Origin of the sequence: uncultured Maribacter sp. (assembly GCF_947496775.1) — a bacterium.
GTDB lineage: Bacteria > Bacteroidota > Bacteroidia > Flavobacteriales > Flavobacteriaceae > Maribacter_B.
Map to the genome: position 1 here is coordinate 34,803 of NZ_CANMDU010000009.1, position 17,773 is coordinate 52,575.

Sequence of the window (17,773 nt, forward strand, 5' to 3'; positions counted from 1 at the left end):
AAATAACACGGTGCATATGGATAAGCTAAGAAGTAAATTTCCAGTATTAAGACAATACATTTATGCCAATACAGCTTCTTTAGGTTTATTTTCTGAGGATTTATTAGATTGGAGACAGGAACATGATTTAGACTTTTTATTGGGAGGAAGTACCATGAGGTCCAAAAGTTTAGAAATAATACAACGAACAAGAGAATCAGTAGGTTCTATGTTTCATTGCAAAAGTGATTCTGTAGCTTTGATTTCTAATTTTTCTCTTGGTATTAATATGGTATTAAGTTCTTTAGAAAAAAATAGAAAAATATTATTACTGGAGAATGATTACCCTTCGGTAAGTTGGCCGTTTGACTCTCGCGAATTTAATATATTAAAAATTCCTGTTTCTACTGTTTTAGAAAAAGATATAGAAGAAGTTGTAGAAAAGGAAAAAATTCAGGTTCTGGCATTAAGTATTGTTCAATGGGTTAATGGAGTGAAAATAGATTTAGATTTTCTAAAGAAATTAAAGGCCCAAAATCCTAATTTATTAATAATTGCGGACGGTACTCAGTATTGCGGAACAGAAGATTTTAATTTTGAAGAATCTGGTATAGATATTCTTGCGGCAAGTGCTTATAAATGGTTGTTATCGGGGTACGGAAATGGCTTTATGCTTTTCAAAGAATCTGTTAAAGATAAATTTAATATTCCTATCATTGGTTTTTCAGCTGCAGGAGCAGATGAAACCCAAAAAAACAATATACCTTTTGTTAAAAAGTTCGAGCCAGGACACTTGTCCTGTTTGGTTTTTGGAAGTCTAAACTTTTCTGTTGAATTTATGATGAAAATAGGTATGGATAAAATTGAAAAGAGGATAAAAGAAATATCTGCCTATGCAAAAGAAGAATTCATCAAATTAGATGTATTAGAAGACCTCGTAGTAAATAGGAAGATACATAGTTCTATATTTTGCATAAATGGGAATGATAAACTATTTCAACACTTAACGGATAATGGTGTGGTTTGTTCACAAAGAGGAGAAGGAATAAGGTTTAGCTTTCATTTTTATAATACAGAGAAAGACGTACAAGAAATAGTTAAAATTGTAAAAGCTGCAAAATAAAAATTGTATTTGTAGGAAAAATGAGAGGTCTTTTTTCGTTTTAGGTGTTAAATGTTATTAATATATTATTAAATCGATAATAATGATATTAATCATTGTTAATGAGGTGGTTATTGTGTTATTTTACGCTGTATTTTAACTTATTATATCATGGCTATTGCAAAACAGTATTTAAAAACGAAACCAATTTGTAAGGTAACCTTTACAGTTCCTGCAAGTGAAGCAAAGAAAGTGGAAGTTGTTGGGGATTTTAATAATTGGAAACCAAAAGGAGCAGCTTTAAAGAAATTAAAGAATGGTACTTTTAAAGGTACTATGAATTTACCTAGAGAGTCTTCTTTTGAATTTAAGTATCTTATCGATGGTGCTTATGTAAATGAAGTCGAGGCAGATGGTTATCAGTGGAATGAGTATGCTGGTTCGGAGAATGCGGTGTTAAAACTATAGTTTTAAGTAAACTTAGAATACGTTACGCTTTACTTTATAGTAACGTATTCTAGGTATATTATTATTCTGTTATCTCAACACCTTTCCAAAAGGCTACATGATTCTTAATTGTTCTGGCGAGTTCACTAACTTCTGGGTAAAACCAAGCTGCGTCTAAATTTTCCTTACCATCTACATCTATAGTGTAGTAAGATGCTATTCCTTTCCAGGCACAAGTAGTATGCGTGTTACTTTCTCTGAAATATTCTTTTTTTATGCTATCAGCAGGAAAATAGTGATTGTTTTCAATAACTACGGTGTTATCACTTTCTGCTATTATTGTATTATTCCAAATTGCTTTCATAAGATGTCTTTTTAGTCTGGATTTAAATATTACTAGATTGTTTACGGAAAATATAATTTTTATAATATGTTTTTTCGTCACTAAATTGTGTTACAATTTCTAAGCCTGCGGATTTTGCAATATGTTCCACGGTTTGGTCATCATACTTTTGAGAGACTTCCGTATGTATGGTTTCCCAAGCTTTAAATTCTATTTTTAAATCTAAATTTTTTAGTGTTACCTCTTGGTCTTTTGTAGAAACTAAATAACTTTTAGCGGTACCCGTTTCTGGGTTGTAAGTTTCCCAGTGTTTAAAGGCGTCTAAATTAAAGTTCGCATCTAAAGAGGTGTTAATTCTTAATAGAATGTTTTTGTTAAAAGCAGCAGTTATTCCTGTAGGGTCATTATAAGCATCGAGTATGGTTTGCGGGTTCTTTTTTAAATCGAACCCCACTAAAAATAAATCTTCGGAATGCATATAATCCCCAATAGAATTTAAAAAATCAATGGCCTCGTGGTGTAGCATATTCCCAATATTAGAGCCTAGAAAGAGAATAATTTTTTTTACATCATTCTGTATATGTGCTTTGTTTAAAGCATCAAAATAACTCCCCTGTAATTTTTCTACAGTTACATTTGGTAGCTCTTGGTTTAAGGATTTTTCTAAGAGATCTAATGCATTTTGACTAATATCTATAGGTTGGTATTTAAAATCTATTTTTTTATGAGAAAAATATTCTAATAATATTTTGGTCTTTTTGCCGTCTCCAGCGCCTAATTCAATAAAACTAAAGGCTTGTTCATGCTTGTAGAAAAGGGCAGATATTTCTTCTTTATACTTTTCTAAAATAGAGAATTCGCAATCTGTTAAATAGTATTCTGGCATTTTCATTATATCCTGAAAAAGCTTATCTCCATTAGCGTCGTAAAAATATTTAGAAGATAATTGTTTAGGATATTTTGTTAGACCGTTATAGATGTCCTCCTCAAAAGCATTAGTGAAAAGAACTTTAGTGTTTTCTTGCATTTTCTCTTTGTCGTAATTATTTGGCTAACCTTAATCCTGTAAATTGCCATCTAATATTTGTTGGAAAAAAATTGCGATATGTATGTCGGGTATGGTTTAAAGGAGTAGCAATAGAACCTCCGCGGAGTACTTTTTGGTTAACCATAAACTTACCATTATATTCTCCCAATGCACCATCCGCTTTTGCGTATTCAGGGTATGGTAAATAGGCACTTTCTGTCCATTCCCAGCGTTTTCCCCAATCAAAATGACTTTGCGCAACTTCCCATTCGAACTCCGTGGGAAGTCTTAATTTTTTGTATTGCGCATAGGCAAAAGATTCATAATAAGAAATATGGGTTACAGGGGCCTCTAGGTTAATTTCTTGAAGACCATTAAGGGTATAATAGTGCCATTTATCCTCTATTTTGTGCCAGTATAAAGGTGTTGTAATTTTATTGGAGTTTACCCAGTCCCAAGCTTCAGCATGCCAATAATTATGATTGTTGTAGCCGCCAGCTTCTATAAAAGCAATATATTCTTTATTAGTTACTAATTTGTTAGCTATTTGGTATTCCTGTAGGTATACCTTATGAACGCCTAACTCATTGTCATAGCAAAAAGAGTCATTTTTATGTCCAATTTTGTAAACACCTTCGCTTATGGAAATCCATTCTTGTTCTATGTTTTCAATGGAGCACTCTTTTATAATAGTATTATATTTTGGCAATAAAGGGTTGTTCCCTAGAATATATTTAATATCTGTAAGAAGTAACTCTTGGTGTTGTTTTTCGTGGTGAATTCCTATTTCTAGTAGTTTCAACAGTTCAGTGCTAGGAGCAGATTTCATGAGTTCTTCTATAGCCTTAGTAACATATCTTCTGTAATCGTATATTTTTTGTACAGAAGGTCTAGATAAATTACCTCTATCAGAACGAACAACTCTTTTGCCAACAGACTCATAATAGCTATTAAAAACAAAAGAAAAATCGTCATTAAAGACAGCGTATTTTTTGGAATGTGGCTTAAGAATAAACTCTTCAAAAAACCATGTAGTATGCCCTAAATGCCATTTGGGTGGCGATACATTTGCTATTGGCTGTACAACATAATCTTCGGTCTCTAAAGGGCTACATATATCTTCGGTATGCTTACGTGTCTCCATAAAAAGGTTGAGATACGAGTTTGTAAGGGTCATAAAATGATTTTCCATTAAAGATAAGGATTATGTAAAAGACAAAAACAGTTAAAATAGCCGAAAGGCTTTATTGTAATCTAAAAGAAATGGGAATAGAAAAAGGAATGGGTGTTGGTTTTCCGTTAATTAAGCCAGGTTCACATTTAGGAATAAGCTTAATTATTCTAATGGCTTCTTCTTCCAATATTTTATGCGGCCCTTTAGTTTTAATATTACTAATAGTACCTTCTTCATTTATTTTAAACATAATAGAAACTCTACCTTGTAGTCTCATTTTTTGAGCCTTATTAGGGTATCGAAAATGTTGTCTAATATGTGCTTCCATTTGATTGTTGAAGCATACTCTGGCATCCTTATTAGTTAGATTTTCGCAACCTTGAAAAACAGGAACTTTTTCTACAACACCACCTGTGTATTTTTTTTTATTTGGGATTGGATGAAGTTTTGTTTCTTTCCCATTTTTACGGATATAAAATTTATACCATAAATTATGATAAGAAATAAGTGGTGTTTTTTTGTTTGCAATTTCTTTAATATTGGTGTTTAGGAAAATAGCATTGATTACGGGGTCTAGTTTTTGCAATTTTTTACCAGAAATCCATGTGTAGCTGTTATCTTTATTTAAGCTTTGGTCTGGATTAAAAACAAGCCTAGCTCCTACGTAAACTGTATCTTTTTTTTGTTTAGAAATTAGTTTTAGATACTTCTTTTCATGGAGTTTGTTGTTTACTGATTCCTGAAAATAAGTCACAAGACATTCGTTAGTATCCGTAGCATCGCTACAATTCTCTAGTATTATTTGTTCTTGAGGAAAGTAAATAGAAGAATCTTTATTTTGAGAAAAAACGAGATTACTTAAAGTGAAAAATAGGATGCTTAGTAGTTGTAATTTAGTCATCATAACGAATTATAGTTCGTATGGCTAAGATATTACAATAGCAATTAATTTTATAGGTATTTAATCATGGATACTGATGGTTTTTCCTTCAAAATAAAATTTAAAAGTATAATTAAATCTATCGAAATAGTTTTATGGTATAATCGAACAATTCTGTTCCGCCCCAATTTCCATGACCCGGAATTATAACTTTTGCGTTTGGGTACTGCCATTTTATTTTTAGTACAGTTTTAGACCATTGCGCTGTGTTTGCATCTCCTAAATAACCTTTGCTTGCGCCAACACCTTTTATTAAGCATCCACCAAAAATGGCATTATCTTTAGGAAAGTATCCTATAATATTATCTTTTGTATGCCCTTCTCCATAAAAATCGGCATAAATATTTTCATCTCCGATACTAAGTATTAGGTTATTGTCAAATTCCGTGATAGGTTTTGAAAACTTTTGTCCTTTCTTCTCTAGTAATTCAAGAGTACGTTTGTACACATGTAGTTGTATGTTGTGTTTTTCAAACTCTTGTAAGCCGCCAATACAATCTTCATGGAAATGTGTTGGAATTAAAGCGATTATTTTACTATTTAGTTTTTTGGTAGTAAAGTTTATTAGTTCTTGGGAACTTTTGTTATCTGTAGGGGTGTCAAAAACAATAACCTTATTGTCATTTAGAACTAACATTCCGTTACAGGCTACTTTTCCGTAATCTTCTGTATATAAATAAGAAATATGTGCGTAAATATGATTAGTAATCTTTTTAATAATTAAGTTGTCCGTTTTATAAATCGGGCTATCCTTAGGAAGTTTTCTTTGCAATCGTTCATTGGAGAAACTAGCCGTACTAACTTTTGTTCCTTTGCATGAAAAAAACACTATTGCTATACATAGGAAAGGCACGGATAATAACTTATTCATTAATATTACTTTTTAGAATAAAATTATATAGCTACTATTCCTTTAATATGGGGGTGAGGATTATAATCACTTAAAGTGAAATCCTCAAAATTAAAATCAAAAATATCTTTAACTTTTGGATTTAAAGTCATTTTTGGTAGAGGTCTTGGCTCTCTACTCAATTGTAGTTCTACTTGCTCCATATGATTGTTGTATATATGGGCATCACCAAAGGTGTGTATAAATTCTCCAACTTCGTACCCACAAACTTGTGCCATCATCATGGTAAACAAGGCATATGATGCAATGTTAAAAGGAACGCCAAGAAAAATATCGGCACTACGTTGGTATAATTGGCAAGAGAGTTTACCATCTGCTACATAAAACTGAAAAAAAGCATGGCAAGGAGGTAGGGCTGCTTTACCATTGGCAACATTCTCTGAAAAAGATTTAGAAGTATCAGGTAATACGCTAGGATTCCAAGCAGAAACTAACATTCTTCTGCTATTTGGGTTGGTTTTGAGAGAGTGAATAACCTCTTTTATTTGGTCAATTTCATCGTTGTTCCAATTACGCCATTGGTGTCCGTAAACTGGTCCTAAATCTCCATTTTCGTCTGCCCATTCGTTCCAAATACGAACGCCATTTTCTTGCAGGTACTTAATGTTGGTATCTCCTTTTAAGAACCAAAGCAACTCATACACGATAGATTTTAAATGTAATTTTTTTGTAGTAACCATGGGGAACCCTTTACTTAAATCAAAACGCATTTGATGTCCAAAAACACTAACAGTTCCGGTACCAGTACGGTCTCCTTTTTGGTTTCCTGTTTCTAATACGTGTTTTAGTAAATCGTGATATTGTTTCATAAAAATGTGTTGCTTAATATTAGTAAAAATAGAAAAAGAATTTGTGGTACGGCAAGGAGAAAGTTAATAATTATCCATTAATTATTAACTGCTAATTTTAAGTTAAGAGTAAGTATTTATCCCAGAATCATTCCGGCAATGGTAGCGGAAAGTAAAGAGGCTAAAGAGCCTCCTAAAACGGCTTTCATTCCAAATTCTGAAAGTGTTTTTCGTTGCCCTGGTGCTAAGGAACCAATGCCACCTATCTGAATACCGATAGAGGCAAAATTGGCGAAACCGCATAGCATATAGGTTGCCATAATGATGGATTTGTTATATGTAAAATGCGTGGCGTTGGCCATATCTTTAAGTTCTGCTAATTGTATGTATCCTATAAATTCACTAGCAGCTAATTTAATTCCTAAAAGCTGCCCCATGAGCATAATATCTTCATTAGCTACACCAATGAGCCACATTAAAGGGGCAAATATAGTTCCTAATATAGCTTCTAAAGAAAGTCTTTCATAAGACGTGTTCTCAACTAAAAAATTATTTATATGGGTTAATTCACCAAATGCTCCAAAAACCCAATTTATCATTGCAATAAATGCCACGAATACAAGAAGCATAGCGCCGACGTTTACAGCTAATTTTAGACCTTCTGTTGTACCATTTGCAATTGCATCTAAAAAATTAGCACCTATTTTTTCAGAAGAGACATTAACATCTGTGTTTATTTCTTCTGTTTGGGGGTATAGTATTTTAGAAATAACAATTGCTCCTGGTGCAGCCATTACAGATGCGGCTAATAAGTGTTTCGCAAATTGCAAGCGTAATACGGGGTCATCTCCTCCTAAAAAACCGATATATGCGGCAAGAACAGCCCCAGCAACGGTTGCCATACCACCAATCATAACCAAAAGAATTTCCGATTTGGTCATTTTTTCTAAATACGCTTTTATTAATAAAGGCGCTTCGGTTTGTCCTAGGAATATATTGCCTGCAACACTTAAACTTTCTGCACCCGATATGCCTAAAGATTTAGATAATAACCAAGCTAAACCTTTTACTACTTTTTGTATTATTCCTAGATAAAACAATACAGATGTTAGAGCAGAGAAAAATATAATGGTGGGTAGTACTTGAAAAGCAAATATAAACCCAAAGGTATCCATGTCTACAACAAGTCCTTCAAATAGAAATTGACTTCCAGCTCTTGTAAAGTCTAGGATTTTTACAAAAACCTGACCTAAACCTTCAAATATTTTCTGAATAAAAGGAACTTTTAATACTCCAATAGCAATAAACAATTGAATAGCCAATCCAATACCAACGGTTTTCCAGTTTATGGCTTTTCTATTGGCACTAAATAAATAGCATATAAAGAGCAAAACAAGCATGCCCAAGACACCTCTTGATAGACTGTTGAAAGAAAAGCCTGCATTAGGTATTACTTTATTAGTCGGAGCAGATATGTCGTTAATAATAGTGGTCTGGTTTAAGGTAGTTATGCTGTCTTGTATACCAATTTCTTGTGAGAATGATGAAAAAGTAAATAAGAAAAACACAAGTACTACCAAACTCCAACTTTTCATGCAAATCTTTTTAAAAATCAATTACGTTTGGATATTTCATCCCTTAATTTAGCAGCTTTTTCGTAGTCTTCACTGGCTACTGCTTTATTTAATTCTTTATGAAGTTCGTCGGTAGTTAACTCTGTGTAGCCATCTGTAGCTCCAGATTCTATTTCTACAGGTTCCCCACCTTCTTGTAAAATTTCGTCAACCATTATGCTATCGTCATTTTCTTCTTCTTTATCTTTGTCTTTTGAAGAAAATTTCAAGAAAATACCGGCCTTATCTAAAATGGTCTTATACGTAAATATTGGAGCGCTAAAACGTAAGGCTAATGCAATAGCATCACTTGTTCTGGCATCTATTATTTCTTCTATACCATCCCTTTCACAAATAATACTAGAATAGAATACTCCATCTACTAGTTTGTGAATAATTACTTGTTTTACAATAATCTCAAAACGATCCGAAAAATTTTTAAATAAATCGTGGGTTAGGGGTCTAGGAGGTTTTATTTCCTTTTCCAATGCTATTGCTATAGATTGAGCTTCAAAAGCCCCTATTACAATAGGTAATTTACGGTCGCCTTCCACTTCATTTAAAATGAGGGCATATGCGCCATTCTGCGTTTGGCTATAGGAAATACCTTTTATTTTTAATCTTACTAAGCTCATAAATAATTGTAAAAAAGAAAAAGGCTGTTTAAATAGATGGGTATCCCGAATATTTAAACAGCCCATTAAGAGCACAAATTAACAAAAATTAAGTGTTTTGAGCTTTAAATTCTTTTAATTTTTCGATGAGTTGAGGAACAACCTCAAAAGCATCTCCTACAATACCATAGTCAGCGGCTTTAAAAAAAGGAGCCTCAGGGTCCGTGTTTATAACAACTTTGGTTTTGGAGGAGCTTACCCCAGCTAAGTGTTGTATTGCTCCAGAGATACCAATAGCAATATATAGATTACTAGCGACCGGTTTTCCAGTTTGTCCTACATGTTCTCCATGTGGTCTCCATCCAAGGTCAGAAACAGGTTTGGAACAAGCAGTAGCTGCACCTAAAACTTCCGCAAGCTCTTCTATCATTCCCCAATTTTCGGGACCTTTTAATCCTCTACCTCCAGATACAACAATTTCAGCATCTGCAATAGTTGCTTTTCCAACTACTTTGTCTACTTCTACAGATTTTGTAGAAAAATCGGTATCGTTTAAGGATACTGAAAAATCTTCTACACTTGCTGTAGTATTGTTTTCTGTAATTCCGTACGAATTGTTAGAAACGGCTATAACTTTTATATCCGTTTTTATTTCTGTAAAGGCAAAGCCTTTATTACTAAAAGTAGTTCTTTTTACTATAAAAGGACTTGTGCTTTCTGGAGTAGCGACAACATTAGGTGTGTAACCAGCTTTTAAAGAAGCGCTAACTAGAGGGGCAAGATACTTAGCATCTGTACTAGAGCTTGTTATAATAACTTTTGCATCTTCAGCTTTAGCCGCCTCAATGATAGTATTAGCATAGGCCTTTGCATTAAAGTCTTTTAAGCTGTCATTGTTTACTTGAAGTACTTTAGAAACACCGTAAGTGCCCAGAGTGGCATTTTCTTCACAATTTATGGATATAGCTGTTACCGTAGTTCCTAATTGCTTAGCAACTTCAGCGGCATAAGAAGCAACTTCAAAAGCATTTTTTTTGAATTTCCCGTTTTCGGATTCCGTATATATTAAGACTGACATTTTTCTTGAGTTTTCGAGTTCCAAAAAGTGGAACTTGGGATTTATATTAAATTACTTTGGCCTCGTTGTGAAGAAGGTTAATCAATTCGTCAACATTGTTAGCATCGACCATTTTAACTGCACCTTTGGCTGTTGGCTTTTCAAATTTAGTATCCGCAGTTGCATTTAATGCTTCTATAGGTTCCAAAACGGTTAGTTTCTTTTGTCTAGCCATCATAATTCCTCTCATGTTGGGAATTTTTAAATCGGATTCTTGAACCAATCCTTTTTGACCACCAATAATTAAAGGTAAGGACGTGGATATGGTTTCTTTACCACCGTCAATTTCTCTTTGAGCAGTAGCATTTTCTCCGTCTATTTCAAGACTTATACAAGTATTTACAAAATTCATGTTTAATAATGAAGCCAAAATCCCTGGAACCATTCCTCCGTTGTAATCTATTGATTCTCTACCGGCTATTACAAGATTGTAATCTCCATTTTTAACAACTTCAGCTAATTGTTCTGCAACAAAGAAACCATCTGTAGGTTCTGCATTTACACGAATAGCTTCATCTGCTCCAATGGCTAAGGCTTTACGAATAGTTGGTTCTATGGTTGGGCCTCCAACAGATACCACGTGTACTGTTGCTCCTTGTTTTTCTTTAAACCACATGGCTCTTGTAAGTCCAAACTCATCATTTGGGTTTATAACAAATTGCACACCATTGGTGTCAAACTTTGTGTCACCATCCGTAAAATTAATTTTGGAAGTAGTGTCTGGTACGTTACTAATACAAACTAATATTTTCATCTAATAAATTGGCTTTTAAAAATGATTGGGCTAAGATAGCTAATAATTTTCAAATTTACTATGCATGCATAGTAAATTTATAACTTTTTTTGATAATTATGGTTCTTATTTTGATATATATTTTCCTATTTTTGCGTGCCTTTAGGGTATTTAATTTAGGAATATTATTGTTATAAATATGAAAACACTACAATTTAGAGAAGCTATAGCGGAAGCTATGTCCGAAGAAATGAGAAGAGACGAATCCATTTATTTAATGGGTGAGGAAGTTGCTGAATATAATGGAGCTTATAAGGCCTCTAAAGGAATGTTAGATGAATTTGGTCCAAAGAGAGTTATAGATACTCCTATTTCAGAACTTGGTTTTGCTGGTGTTGGTGTTGGGTCTACAATGACTGGTAATAGGCCAATTATAGAATTTATGACTTTTAATTTTGCGTTAGTAGGCATAGATCAAATTATAAATAATGCGGCTAAAATTAGACAAATGTCTGGTGGTCAGTTTCCATGCCCTATTGTATTTAGAGGGCCAACAGCATCTGCAGGTCAATTGGCTGCAACACACTCTCAAGCTTTTGAGAGTTGGTACGCAAACTGTCCAGGTTTAAAAGTAGTAGTACCATCTAATCCTAAAGATGCCAAAGGATTACTTAAGGCAGCCATAAGAGATAATGACCCTGTAATATTTATGGAGTCAGAACAAATGTATGGCGATAAAGGAGAAATGCCAGAAGGAGAGTTTGTTATTCCGTTAGGAGTAGCGGATATCCGTAGAGAAGGATCAGATGTAACTATAGTTTCTTTTGGTAAAATTATCAAAGAAGCAGATAAAGCAGCCGATGAGTTAGCGAAAGAAGGTATTAGTTGTGAAATTATAGATTTGCGTACGGTTAAACCGTTAGATTATAAAGCGGTTTTAGATTCTGTTAAAAAAACGAATCGTTTAGTAATTTTAGAAGAGGCTTGGCCTTTCGGGAATGTAGCTACAGAAATTACATACCATGTACAATCCCATGCGTTTGATTATTTAGATGCACCAATAGTTAAGATAAATACTGCAGATACACCAGCACCTTACTCTCCAGTTTTATTGGATGAGTGGTTACCAAACCATGAGGATGTAGTGACAGCCGTTAAAAAAGTGTTATATAAATAAAATAAACACCACTTTTTTGTAAAAGTATTATAGCTTCGCCGACAGAAACTGTCGGCGAAGCTTTTTTATTGGTATGCTTTTTGCGTATACAGATGATTAGAACATAAGATTAAATGAAAAAAATAGTTTTTGTATTGTTGTTTTTGGCAACAATATTGGGGCATTCACAAACCAAGGTGTCTGGAATTGTAATAGATGACTTGGGAGAGCCCGTAGCATTTGCTAATGTATTATTTAAGAATTCTACAGAAGGAACTATTACCAATGATAATGGTAGGTTTTATATGGAATCTGAAAGTGATTTTAAAACTTTAGTAGTTTCTTTTATTGGCTATGAAAGTAAAACCATAACATTGACCAGTAAGGTAACTTACGAGATGAAAGTGGTTTTAGAGCCTTCTAGAGAGCAGTTAAATGAGGTGGTGCTTATAGCAGGCAAACAATCTAAGAAAAATAATCCTGCGGTTGATATTTTACGCAAAATATGGGCTAAGAAGAGAGAAAATGGAGTGCGTAAGTTTAAGCAATATGCTTTCGATAAATATGAGAAAGTGGAATTCGATTTAAATACAATAGATAGTGCTTTAATGAAACGCAAAATCTTTAAAGGGTTAGAATTTGTCTTTCAAGATTTAGATACTTCAAGAATTACGGGAAAAACGTATTTGCCCATATTTTTAAATGAAACTTTTTCTAAGGTGTATGGAGATAATATTACCAAGCAAGAAAAAGTAGAAGTTCTGGGGAATAAAAACTCTGGTTTCGACAACAACCAAGCTATAATAGCCTTTGTAAAGGATTTGTATCAAGATTATGATATATATGACAACTACTTAAAGTTTTTTGATAAAAGTTTTACCAGTCCCTTATCTAGGACAGGAATAGACACATATAATTATGCGTTAAGAGATAGTGCCTACATAGATAATAAATGGTGTTATAATATTGTGTATTACCCAAGAAGAAAAAATGAATTAACTTTTAAAGGAGATTTTTGGGTAAACGACTCTACCTATGCTATTAAGAGTATAAATTTAGAAGTTACCAAAAGCGCAAATATAAATTGGGTAAAAGAGATTTATATAGAACAGGATTTTGATGTGGTGAATGATTCCGTTTTTCTTTTAAAAAGGGATTATATGTTAAGTGATTTTAGTTTTAAAAAGAAGGAGAAATCTAAAGGGGTTTACGGAAAAAGAACAACAGTTTACGATAGGTATAAGTTTGATAATGAAAAACCAAAAGATTTTTATAAGACAGATGGTAATCCGTTTGATCCCGAAGTTGTTGTAAAAGATGATGCATTTTGGGCAAAAAATAGGTTAGAGGCTTTAAATAAAGATGAATCTGGTATATACAAACTGTTAGATACCTTGAAGACCGTTCCGAAATTTAAGTCTTACTATAATATAATTAGTATTCTGGGGTCTGGTTATGTAGAAATTGATAAATGGAACATGGATATAGGTTCAGTGTATGATGTTTTTGGATTTAATGATGCAGAAGGTCCCAGGGTTCGTTTGGGGGCGAGAACATATTACGGGTCTAATGACAAATGGCGTATAGAAGGGTATGCTGCATATGGTTTTAAAGATCGTAAAGTAAAGCATGGAATATCGGCCAAATTTTTATTAGATAATAAGAGTAGACTAATTATTTCTGGAGGTAATAGAAGAGATATAGAACAACTTGGGGTTAGTTTAACAGCAACTAATGATGTTTTAGGTAGAAGTATAGCATCATCTTCATTACTTACAGTAGGAGCAAATAATAGGCTTACTAATATTAACTTAAGTGCGCTAAGTATAGAGGCGGAGCCTTTAGCTAATGTGAGAGTCTCTGTTGGAGGTACGTATAGAAAATTAAATTCCGCATTGCCAGATGACTTTAGTTTAGATTATGTTGATTTAGAAAATCCTACAGGAATATCCTCAGAGGTAAGACAGTTCGATTTTAATACTATTTTAATATATACTCCAGGTAAGAAAACAATTGGTCATGGAGTAGAAAGAAGAGATATTAATGATAATTATAGTACCCTCTTATTAAATTATACAAAAGGTTTAGATGGGGTTATGGATAGCGATTTTAACTATAGTAAGCTTCAGTTTTCGTATAGTCAACCCTGGCAAATTGGAGGATTTGGTAGATTGTATAGTACTTTAGAAGTTGGAAAAACTTTTGGAGAAGTTCCTTTAGGTTTGTTAAATGTTATACCCGGAAATCAGACATTGTTTTCTAATTACGGAACCTTTCCTAATTTGGATTTTTATGAATTTGTAACAGATACCTATGCAGCTTTGCATTTAGAGCATAATTTTAATGGAAGACTTTTTTCTAGAATACCGCTAATTAGAAAATGGAATTTAAGAGAAATTGTTGGTTTAAGAGGGGTTTGGGGAGACCTTTCGGATGGGAATATAGCACTAAATACCCCAGCAAATAGTAGTACTCCTTTATTGGCCCCATCTCAAAAGATTTATTATGAATATTCTTTTGGAATAGGTAACATTTTTAAAATTTTTAGAATAGATTTTAACTTCAGGGGTAACTATTTAGATGCTCCAGAAGCAAGGCCGTTTAGCGTAACAGGTTCTTTTGGGTTTAAATTTTAAAAAATAATCTATAATTAATACAATTTCATTAAGGAGCTCACGTTCATTTGTTAACTTTGCATATGAAAAAAATGACTAAAAAAATGGCAGAAAAGAATAATATAACTTTTGATGTTTTAATTGAAATACCAAAAGGGAGTAGAAATAAATATGAGTACGATTTTACATTAAATAAAATTAGGTTTGATAGAATGCTTTTTTCTTCTATGATGTACCCTGGAGATTACGGTTTTGTTCCGGAGACATTAGCATTAGACAGCGATCCTTTAGATGTTTTAGTACTAGGTCACCTGCCAACTTATCCAATGGTAGTCATGGAAGTAAGGCCAATAGGCGTTTTTCATATGACAGATGAAAAAGGACCAGATGAAAAAATAATTTGCGTACCCGTTTCTGATCCTATTTGGAGTAATAATAAAGATATTAGCGATTTAAATCCTCACAGATTAAAGGAGATTGAGCACTTTTTTAAGGTGTATAAAGACCTTGAAAAAAAGAAAGTTGATACCGGTGGTTGGGGAAATGCTGATGAGGCAGTTAAAATATATCATGAATGTGTGGAACGTTATGAAAAAAGCGAGCACAAAAAGAAACGTACTTTTACAATCTAAACTATTGAAAATCATAAAAAAAGCCGCTTTTAATTTTAAAAGCGGCTTTTTTTATAGTTATTGATTTCATACTTTTACTATCATATAACTAACAAATTGATAATATCATATGGAATTAATTGTAAATTATTTATGGGCCTTTGGTATTTTGGCCCTGATTTTTGTCGGAATAAAAAATGCATGGGTTTCCAAGCAAGATGAAGGAGATGATACGATGGCAAAAATCGCTAAGAATATTGCAGAAGGAGCAATGTCATTTTTAAAGGCAGAATACAAAGTTCTGTCTATTTTTGTTATTGGGGTAGCGGTATTACTTTATTTTAAGGGTAATTCGGAGCAAGGCTCTAATGGAATGGTAGCGGTTTCTTTTATTGTTGGGGCTATTTGTTCTGCTCTAGCAGGTTTTATAGGAATGAAAGTTGCAACCAAAGCTAATGTAAGAACAACGCAGGCAGCAAGAACATCTTTAGGAAAGGCTTTAGAAGTAGCTTTTGCAGGTGGTGCAGTAATGGGACTGGGAGTTGTTGGTTTAGGTGTTTTGGGTCTTAGTGGATTATTTATGATTTATAGTGGACAAGGATGGGGCTTAGGAGAAGTATTAAATGTACTTTCGGGATTTTCTTTAGGGGCATCTTCCATAGCACTTTTTGCTCGTGTTGGAGGTGGTATTTACACAAAAGCAGCTGATGTTGGGGCCGATTTAGTAGGTAAAGTAGAAGCTGGTATTCCAGAGGATCATCCATTAAATCCGGCGACAATTGCAGATAATGTTGGGGATAATGTAGGAGATGTTGCGGGTATGGGAGCAGATTTATTTGAGTCCTATGTTGGGTCTATTATAGGTACAATGGTTCTTGGAGCGGTTTACGCTAGTTTGCCAGAGTTTCAAGCCTCTTTTAATGGTTTAGGAGCGGTTTATCTTCCTTTGGTTCTTGCTGCAGTAGGTATTTTAATGTCTATTTTAGGAACATTTTTTGTTCGTGTTAAGGATGGAGGAAATCCACAAACAGCTCTTAATATTGGAGAGTTTGGTTCTGCTGGTTTAATGTTGGTAGCTTCCTTTTTTATTATTCAAAAAATGTTACCAGAATCTTGGGTAGAAGCAGGAACTACATATACCTCTATGGGAGTGTTTTGGGCAACGATAGCTGGGCTAGTTGCTGGATTGTTGGTAGGTAAAATTACTGAGTATTATACGGCAACTGGAAAAAAACCAGTTATGGATATTGTAAAGCAATCGGAAACTGGAGCAGCAACAAATATAATTGCAGGTTTAGGAGTAGGAATGATGTCTACGGCTATTCCTATTTTGTTAATTGCAGCAGCGATTATGATTTCTCATAACCAAGCAGGTCTTTACGGTATTGCAATTGCAGCGGTAGGGATGCTAGCAAATACAGGAATACAATTGGCGGTAGATGCTTATGGCCCTATTTGTGATAATGCTGGTGGTATTGCAGAAATGGCAGAATTACCAAGTGAAGTAAGGGAGCGTACCGATAAACTAGATGCAGTTGGTAACACTACGGCGGCAATTGGTAAAGGATTTGCTATAGCATCTGCAGCTTTAACGGCATTAGCTTTATTTGCGGCTTTTATGAAAACAGCAAATGTTACTTCTATTGATGTCTCTAGACCAGATATTATGGCAGGACTTTTAATAGGGGGTATGTTGCCATTTGTATTCTCTGCATTGTCTATGAATGCTGTAGGTAGAGCAGCTATGGCAATGATAGAAGAGGTACGTCGTCAGTTTAGAGATATTCCTGAATTGAAAGCGGCATTAGGAGTTATGCGTAAGTATGATACAGATATGTCTAAGGCTTCTGCAGAGGATAGGGCAATATTTGATGCAGCGAATGGTGTTGCGGATTACGGAAAATGTATAGATATTTCTACTAAAGCGTCTATTAAAGAAATGGTATTTCCAGGCCTTTTGGCTATAGCGGTTCCTGTTATTGTAGGTTTTGGAGGAAAGCTAGTAGGTATAGGTGGTGCTGAAATGTTAGGGGGACTTTTAGCGGGAGTAACTACTTGTGGTGTTCTTATGGCAATCTTTCAGTCTAATGCTGGTGGGGCTTGGGACAATGCTAAAAAGACGATTGAAGAAGATGGTCGCAAAGGAACGGATGTTCATAAAGCAGCAGTGGTTGGTGATACAGTTGGTGACCCTTTTAAAGATACTTCTGGACCATCTTTAAATATTCTTTTAAAATTAATGTCGGTAGTGGCATTGGTAATAGCACCGAGTATAGCATTAGATGCTGAAGAAGGGGTTGCGGCTTATGTTAGTGAAAAGAATACAGAAACTGCAAATGTAGAAATGACTGTTATAAATAAAGATGTAGCAGAAGCTACTGTAGTTTATGCTTCAGTAGAAAATGGAAAAAAAATAACAGAGGAAAAAATATTTTCAGGAACAAAAACAGAAGTAGAAAAGCAATTGCAAAACTTTGAAAGTGTAAACGTGAAAAGTAGGGATGAGTCAACGGATATTACTGTTGAAAAAATAGAAGTTAAGAAGAATTAAGTTTTATTTTTTAATTAATAATAAGGCCGTCTTACTTTTATGTGAGACGGTTT

The 17,773-nt window shown here is 33.8% G+C and carries 16 protein-coding genes; 6 read left to right on the forward strand and 10 right to left on the reverse strand.

Going from position 1 to position 17,773, the window contains the following annotated elements:
- The first annotated feature begins 16 nt into the window (after positions 1-16).
- Positions 17-1,102 carry an aminotransferase class V-fold PLP-dependent enzyme gene (locus tag Q0856_RS13970; RefSeq protein ID WP_298479482.1) on the forward strand — a complete coding sequence of 362 codons (1,086 nt, stop codon included), beginning with the start codon at positions 17-19 and terminating at the stop codon, positions 1,100-1,102.
- A gap of 150 nt (positions 1,103-1,252) precedes the next feature.
- A complete protein-coding gene (locus Q0856_RS13975) occupies positions 1,253-1,549 on the forward strand; it encodes an isoamylase early set domain-containing protein (RefSeq protein WP_298479479.1) in 297 nt (98 codons plus the stop codon).
- A gap of 61 nt (positions 1,550-1,610) precedes the next feature.
- Here the strand turns inward: Q0856_RS13975 and Q0856_RS13980 are convergent, their stop codons facing one another.
- The 10 genes from Q0856_RS13980 to Q0856_RS14025 all read right to left on the reverse strand — a co-directional run bounded on the left by Q0856_RS13980 (position 1,611) and on the right by Q0856_RS14025 (position 10,808).
- A complete protein-coding gene (locus Q0856_RS13980) occupies positions 1,611-1,892 on the reverse strand; it encodes a DUF427 domain-containing protein (RefSeq protein WP_298479476.1) in 282 nt (93 codons plus the stop codon).
- Between the two features lie 22 nt (positions 1,893-1,914).
- Positions 1,915-2,898 (reverse strand): L-histidine N(alpha)-methyltransferase, encoded by a 984-nt coding sequence (locus Q0856_RS13985; RefSeq protein ID WP_298506019.1) that lies wholly within the window; start codon positions 2,896-2,898, stop codon positions 1,915-1,917.
- A gap of 16 nt (positions 2,899-2,914) precedes the next feature.
- A complete protein-coding gene (egtB, locus tag Q0856_RS13990; protein ID WP_298506022.1) occupies positions 2,915-4,090 on the reverse strand; it encodes an ergothioneine biosynthesis protein EgtB in 1,176 nt (391 codons plus the stop codon).
- Positions 4,091-4,142: 52 nt separating this feature from the next.
- Positions 4,143-4,976: an energy transducer TonB gene (locus Q0856_RS13995; RefSeq protein WP_298506025.1), complete on the reverse strand. Its 834-nt coding sequence runs from the start codon at positions 4,974-4,976 to the stop codon at positions 4,143-4,145.
- Between the two features lie 115 nt (positions 4,977-5,091).
- Complete coding sequence (gene bla, locus Q0856_RS14000; RefSeq protein WP_298506027.1) at positions 5,092-5,883, reverse strand: subclass B1 metallo-beta-lactamase; 792 nt, start codon at positions 5,881-5,883, stop codon at positions 5,092-5,094.
- A gap of 23 nt (positions 5,884-5,906) precedes the next feature.
- Positions 5,907-6,731: a thymidylate synthase gene (locus tag Q0856_RS14005; RefSeq protein ID WP_298506030.1), complete on the reverse strand. Its 825-nt coding sequence runs from the start codon at positions 6,729-6,731 to the stop codon at positions 5,907-5,909.
- A gap of 116 nt (positions 6,732-6,847) precedes the next feature.
- Complete coding sequence (locus Q0856_RS14010) at positions 6,848-8,305, reverse strand: nucleoside transporter C-terminal domain-containing protein (protein WP_298506033.1); 1,458 nt, start codon at positions 8,303-8,305, stop codon at positions 6,848-6,850.
- Between the two features lie 17 nt (positions 8,306-8,322).
- Entirely contained in the window at positions 8,323-8,958 is a 636-nt protein-coding gene (locus Q0856_RS14015; RefSeq protein WP_298479456.1) for a bifunctional nuclease family protein, read from the reverse strand.
- 88 nt (positions 8,959-9,046) lie between these two features.
- Positions 9,047-10,015 (reverse strand): electron transfer flavoprotein subunit alpha/FixB family protein, encoded by a 969-nt coding sequence (locus tag Q0856_RS14020; protein WP_298479453.1) that lies wholly within the window; start codon positions 10,013-10,015, stop codon positions 9,047-9,049.
- Between the two features lie 46 nt (positions 10,016-10,061).
- Positions 10,062-10,808 carry an electron transfer flavoprotein subunit beta/FixA family protein gene (locus Q0856_RS14025; RefSeq protein ID WP_298479450.1) on the reverse strand — a complete coding sequence of 249 codons (747 nt, stop codon included), beginning with the start codon at positions 10,806-10,808 and terminating at the stop codon, positions 10,062-10,064.
- Positions 10,809-10,986: 178 nt separating this feature from the next.
- Between Q0856_RS14025 and Q0856_RS14030 the strand changes: the two genes are divergently transcribed.
- The 4 genes from Q0856_RS14030 (at position 10,987) to Q0856_RS14045 (ending at position 17,720) form a co-directional block, all read left to right on the forward strand.
- The gene (locus Q0856_RS14030; RefSeq protein WP_298479446.1) at positions 10,987-11,964 is read left to right on the forward strand and encodes a pyruvate dehydrogenase complex E1 component subunit beta; all 978 of its coding nucleotides are present in this window, start codon (positions 10,987-10,989) and stop codon (positions 11,962-11,964) included.
- A gap of 113 nt (positions 11,965-12,077) precedes the next feature.
- Positions 12,078-14,579, forward strand: a complete 2,502-nt coding sequence (locus Q0856_RS14035; protein ID WP_298506036.1) for a DUF5686 family protein — start codon at positions 12,078-12,080, stop codon at positions 14,577-14,579.
- Between the two features lie 83 nt (positions 14,580-14,662).
- The gene (locus Q0856_RS14040; protein WP_298479670.1) at positions 14,663-15,190 is read left to right on the forward strand and encodes an inorganic diphosphatase; all 528 of its coding nucleotides are present in this window, start codon (positions 14,663-14,665) and stop codon (positions 15,188-15,190) included.
- Positions 15,191-15,299: 109 nt separating this feature from the next.
- Positions 15,300-17,720, forward strand: coding sequence for a sodium-translocating pyrophosphatase (locus tag Q0856_RS14045; protein ID WP_298506038.1), 2,421 nt, complete (start codon positions 15,300-15,302; stop codon positions 17,718-17,720).
- The last annotated feature ends 53 nt before the right edge of the window (positions 17,721-17,773 follow it).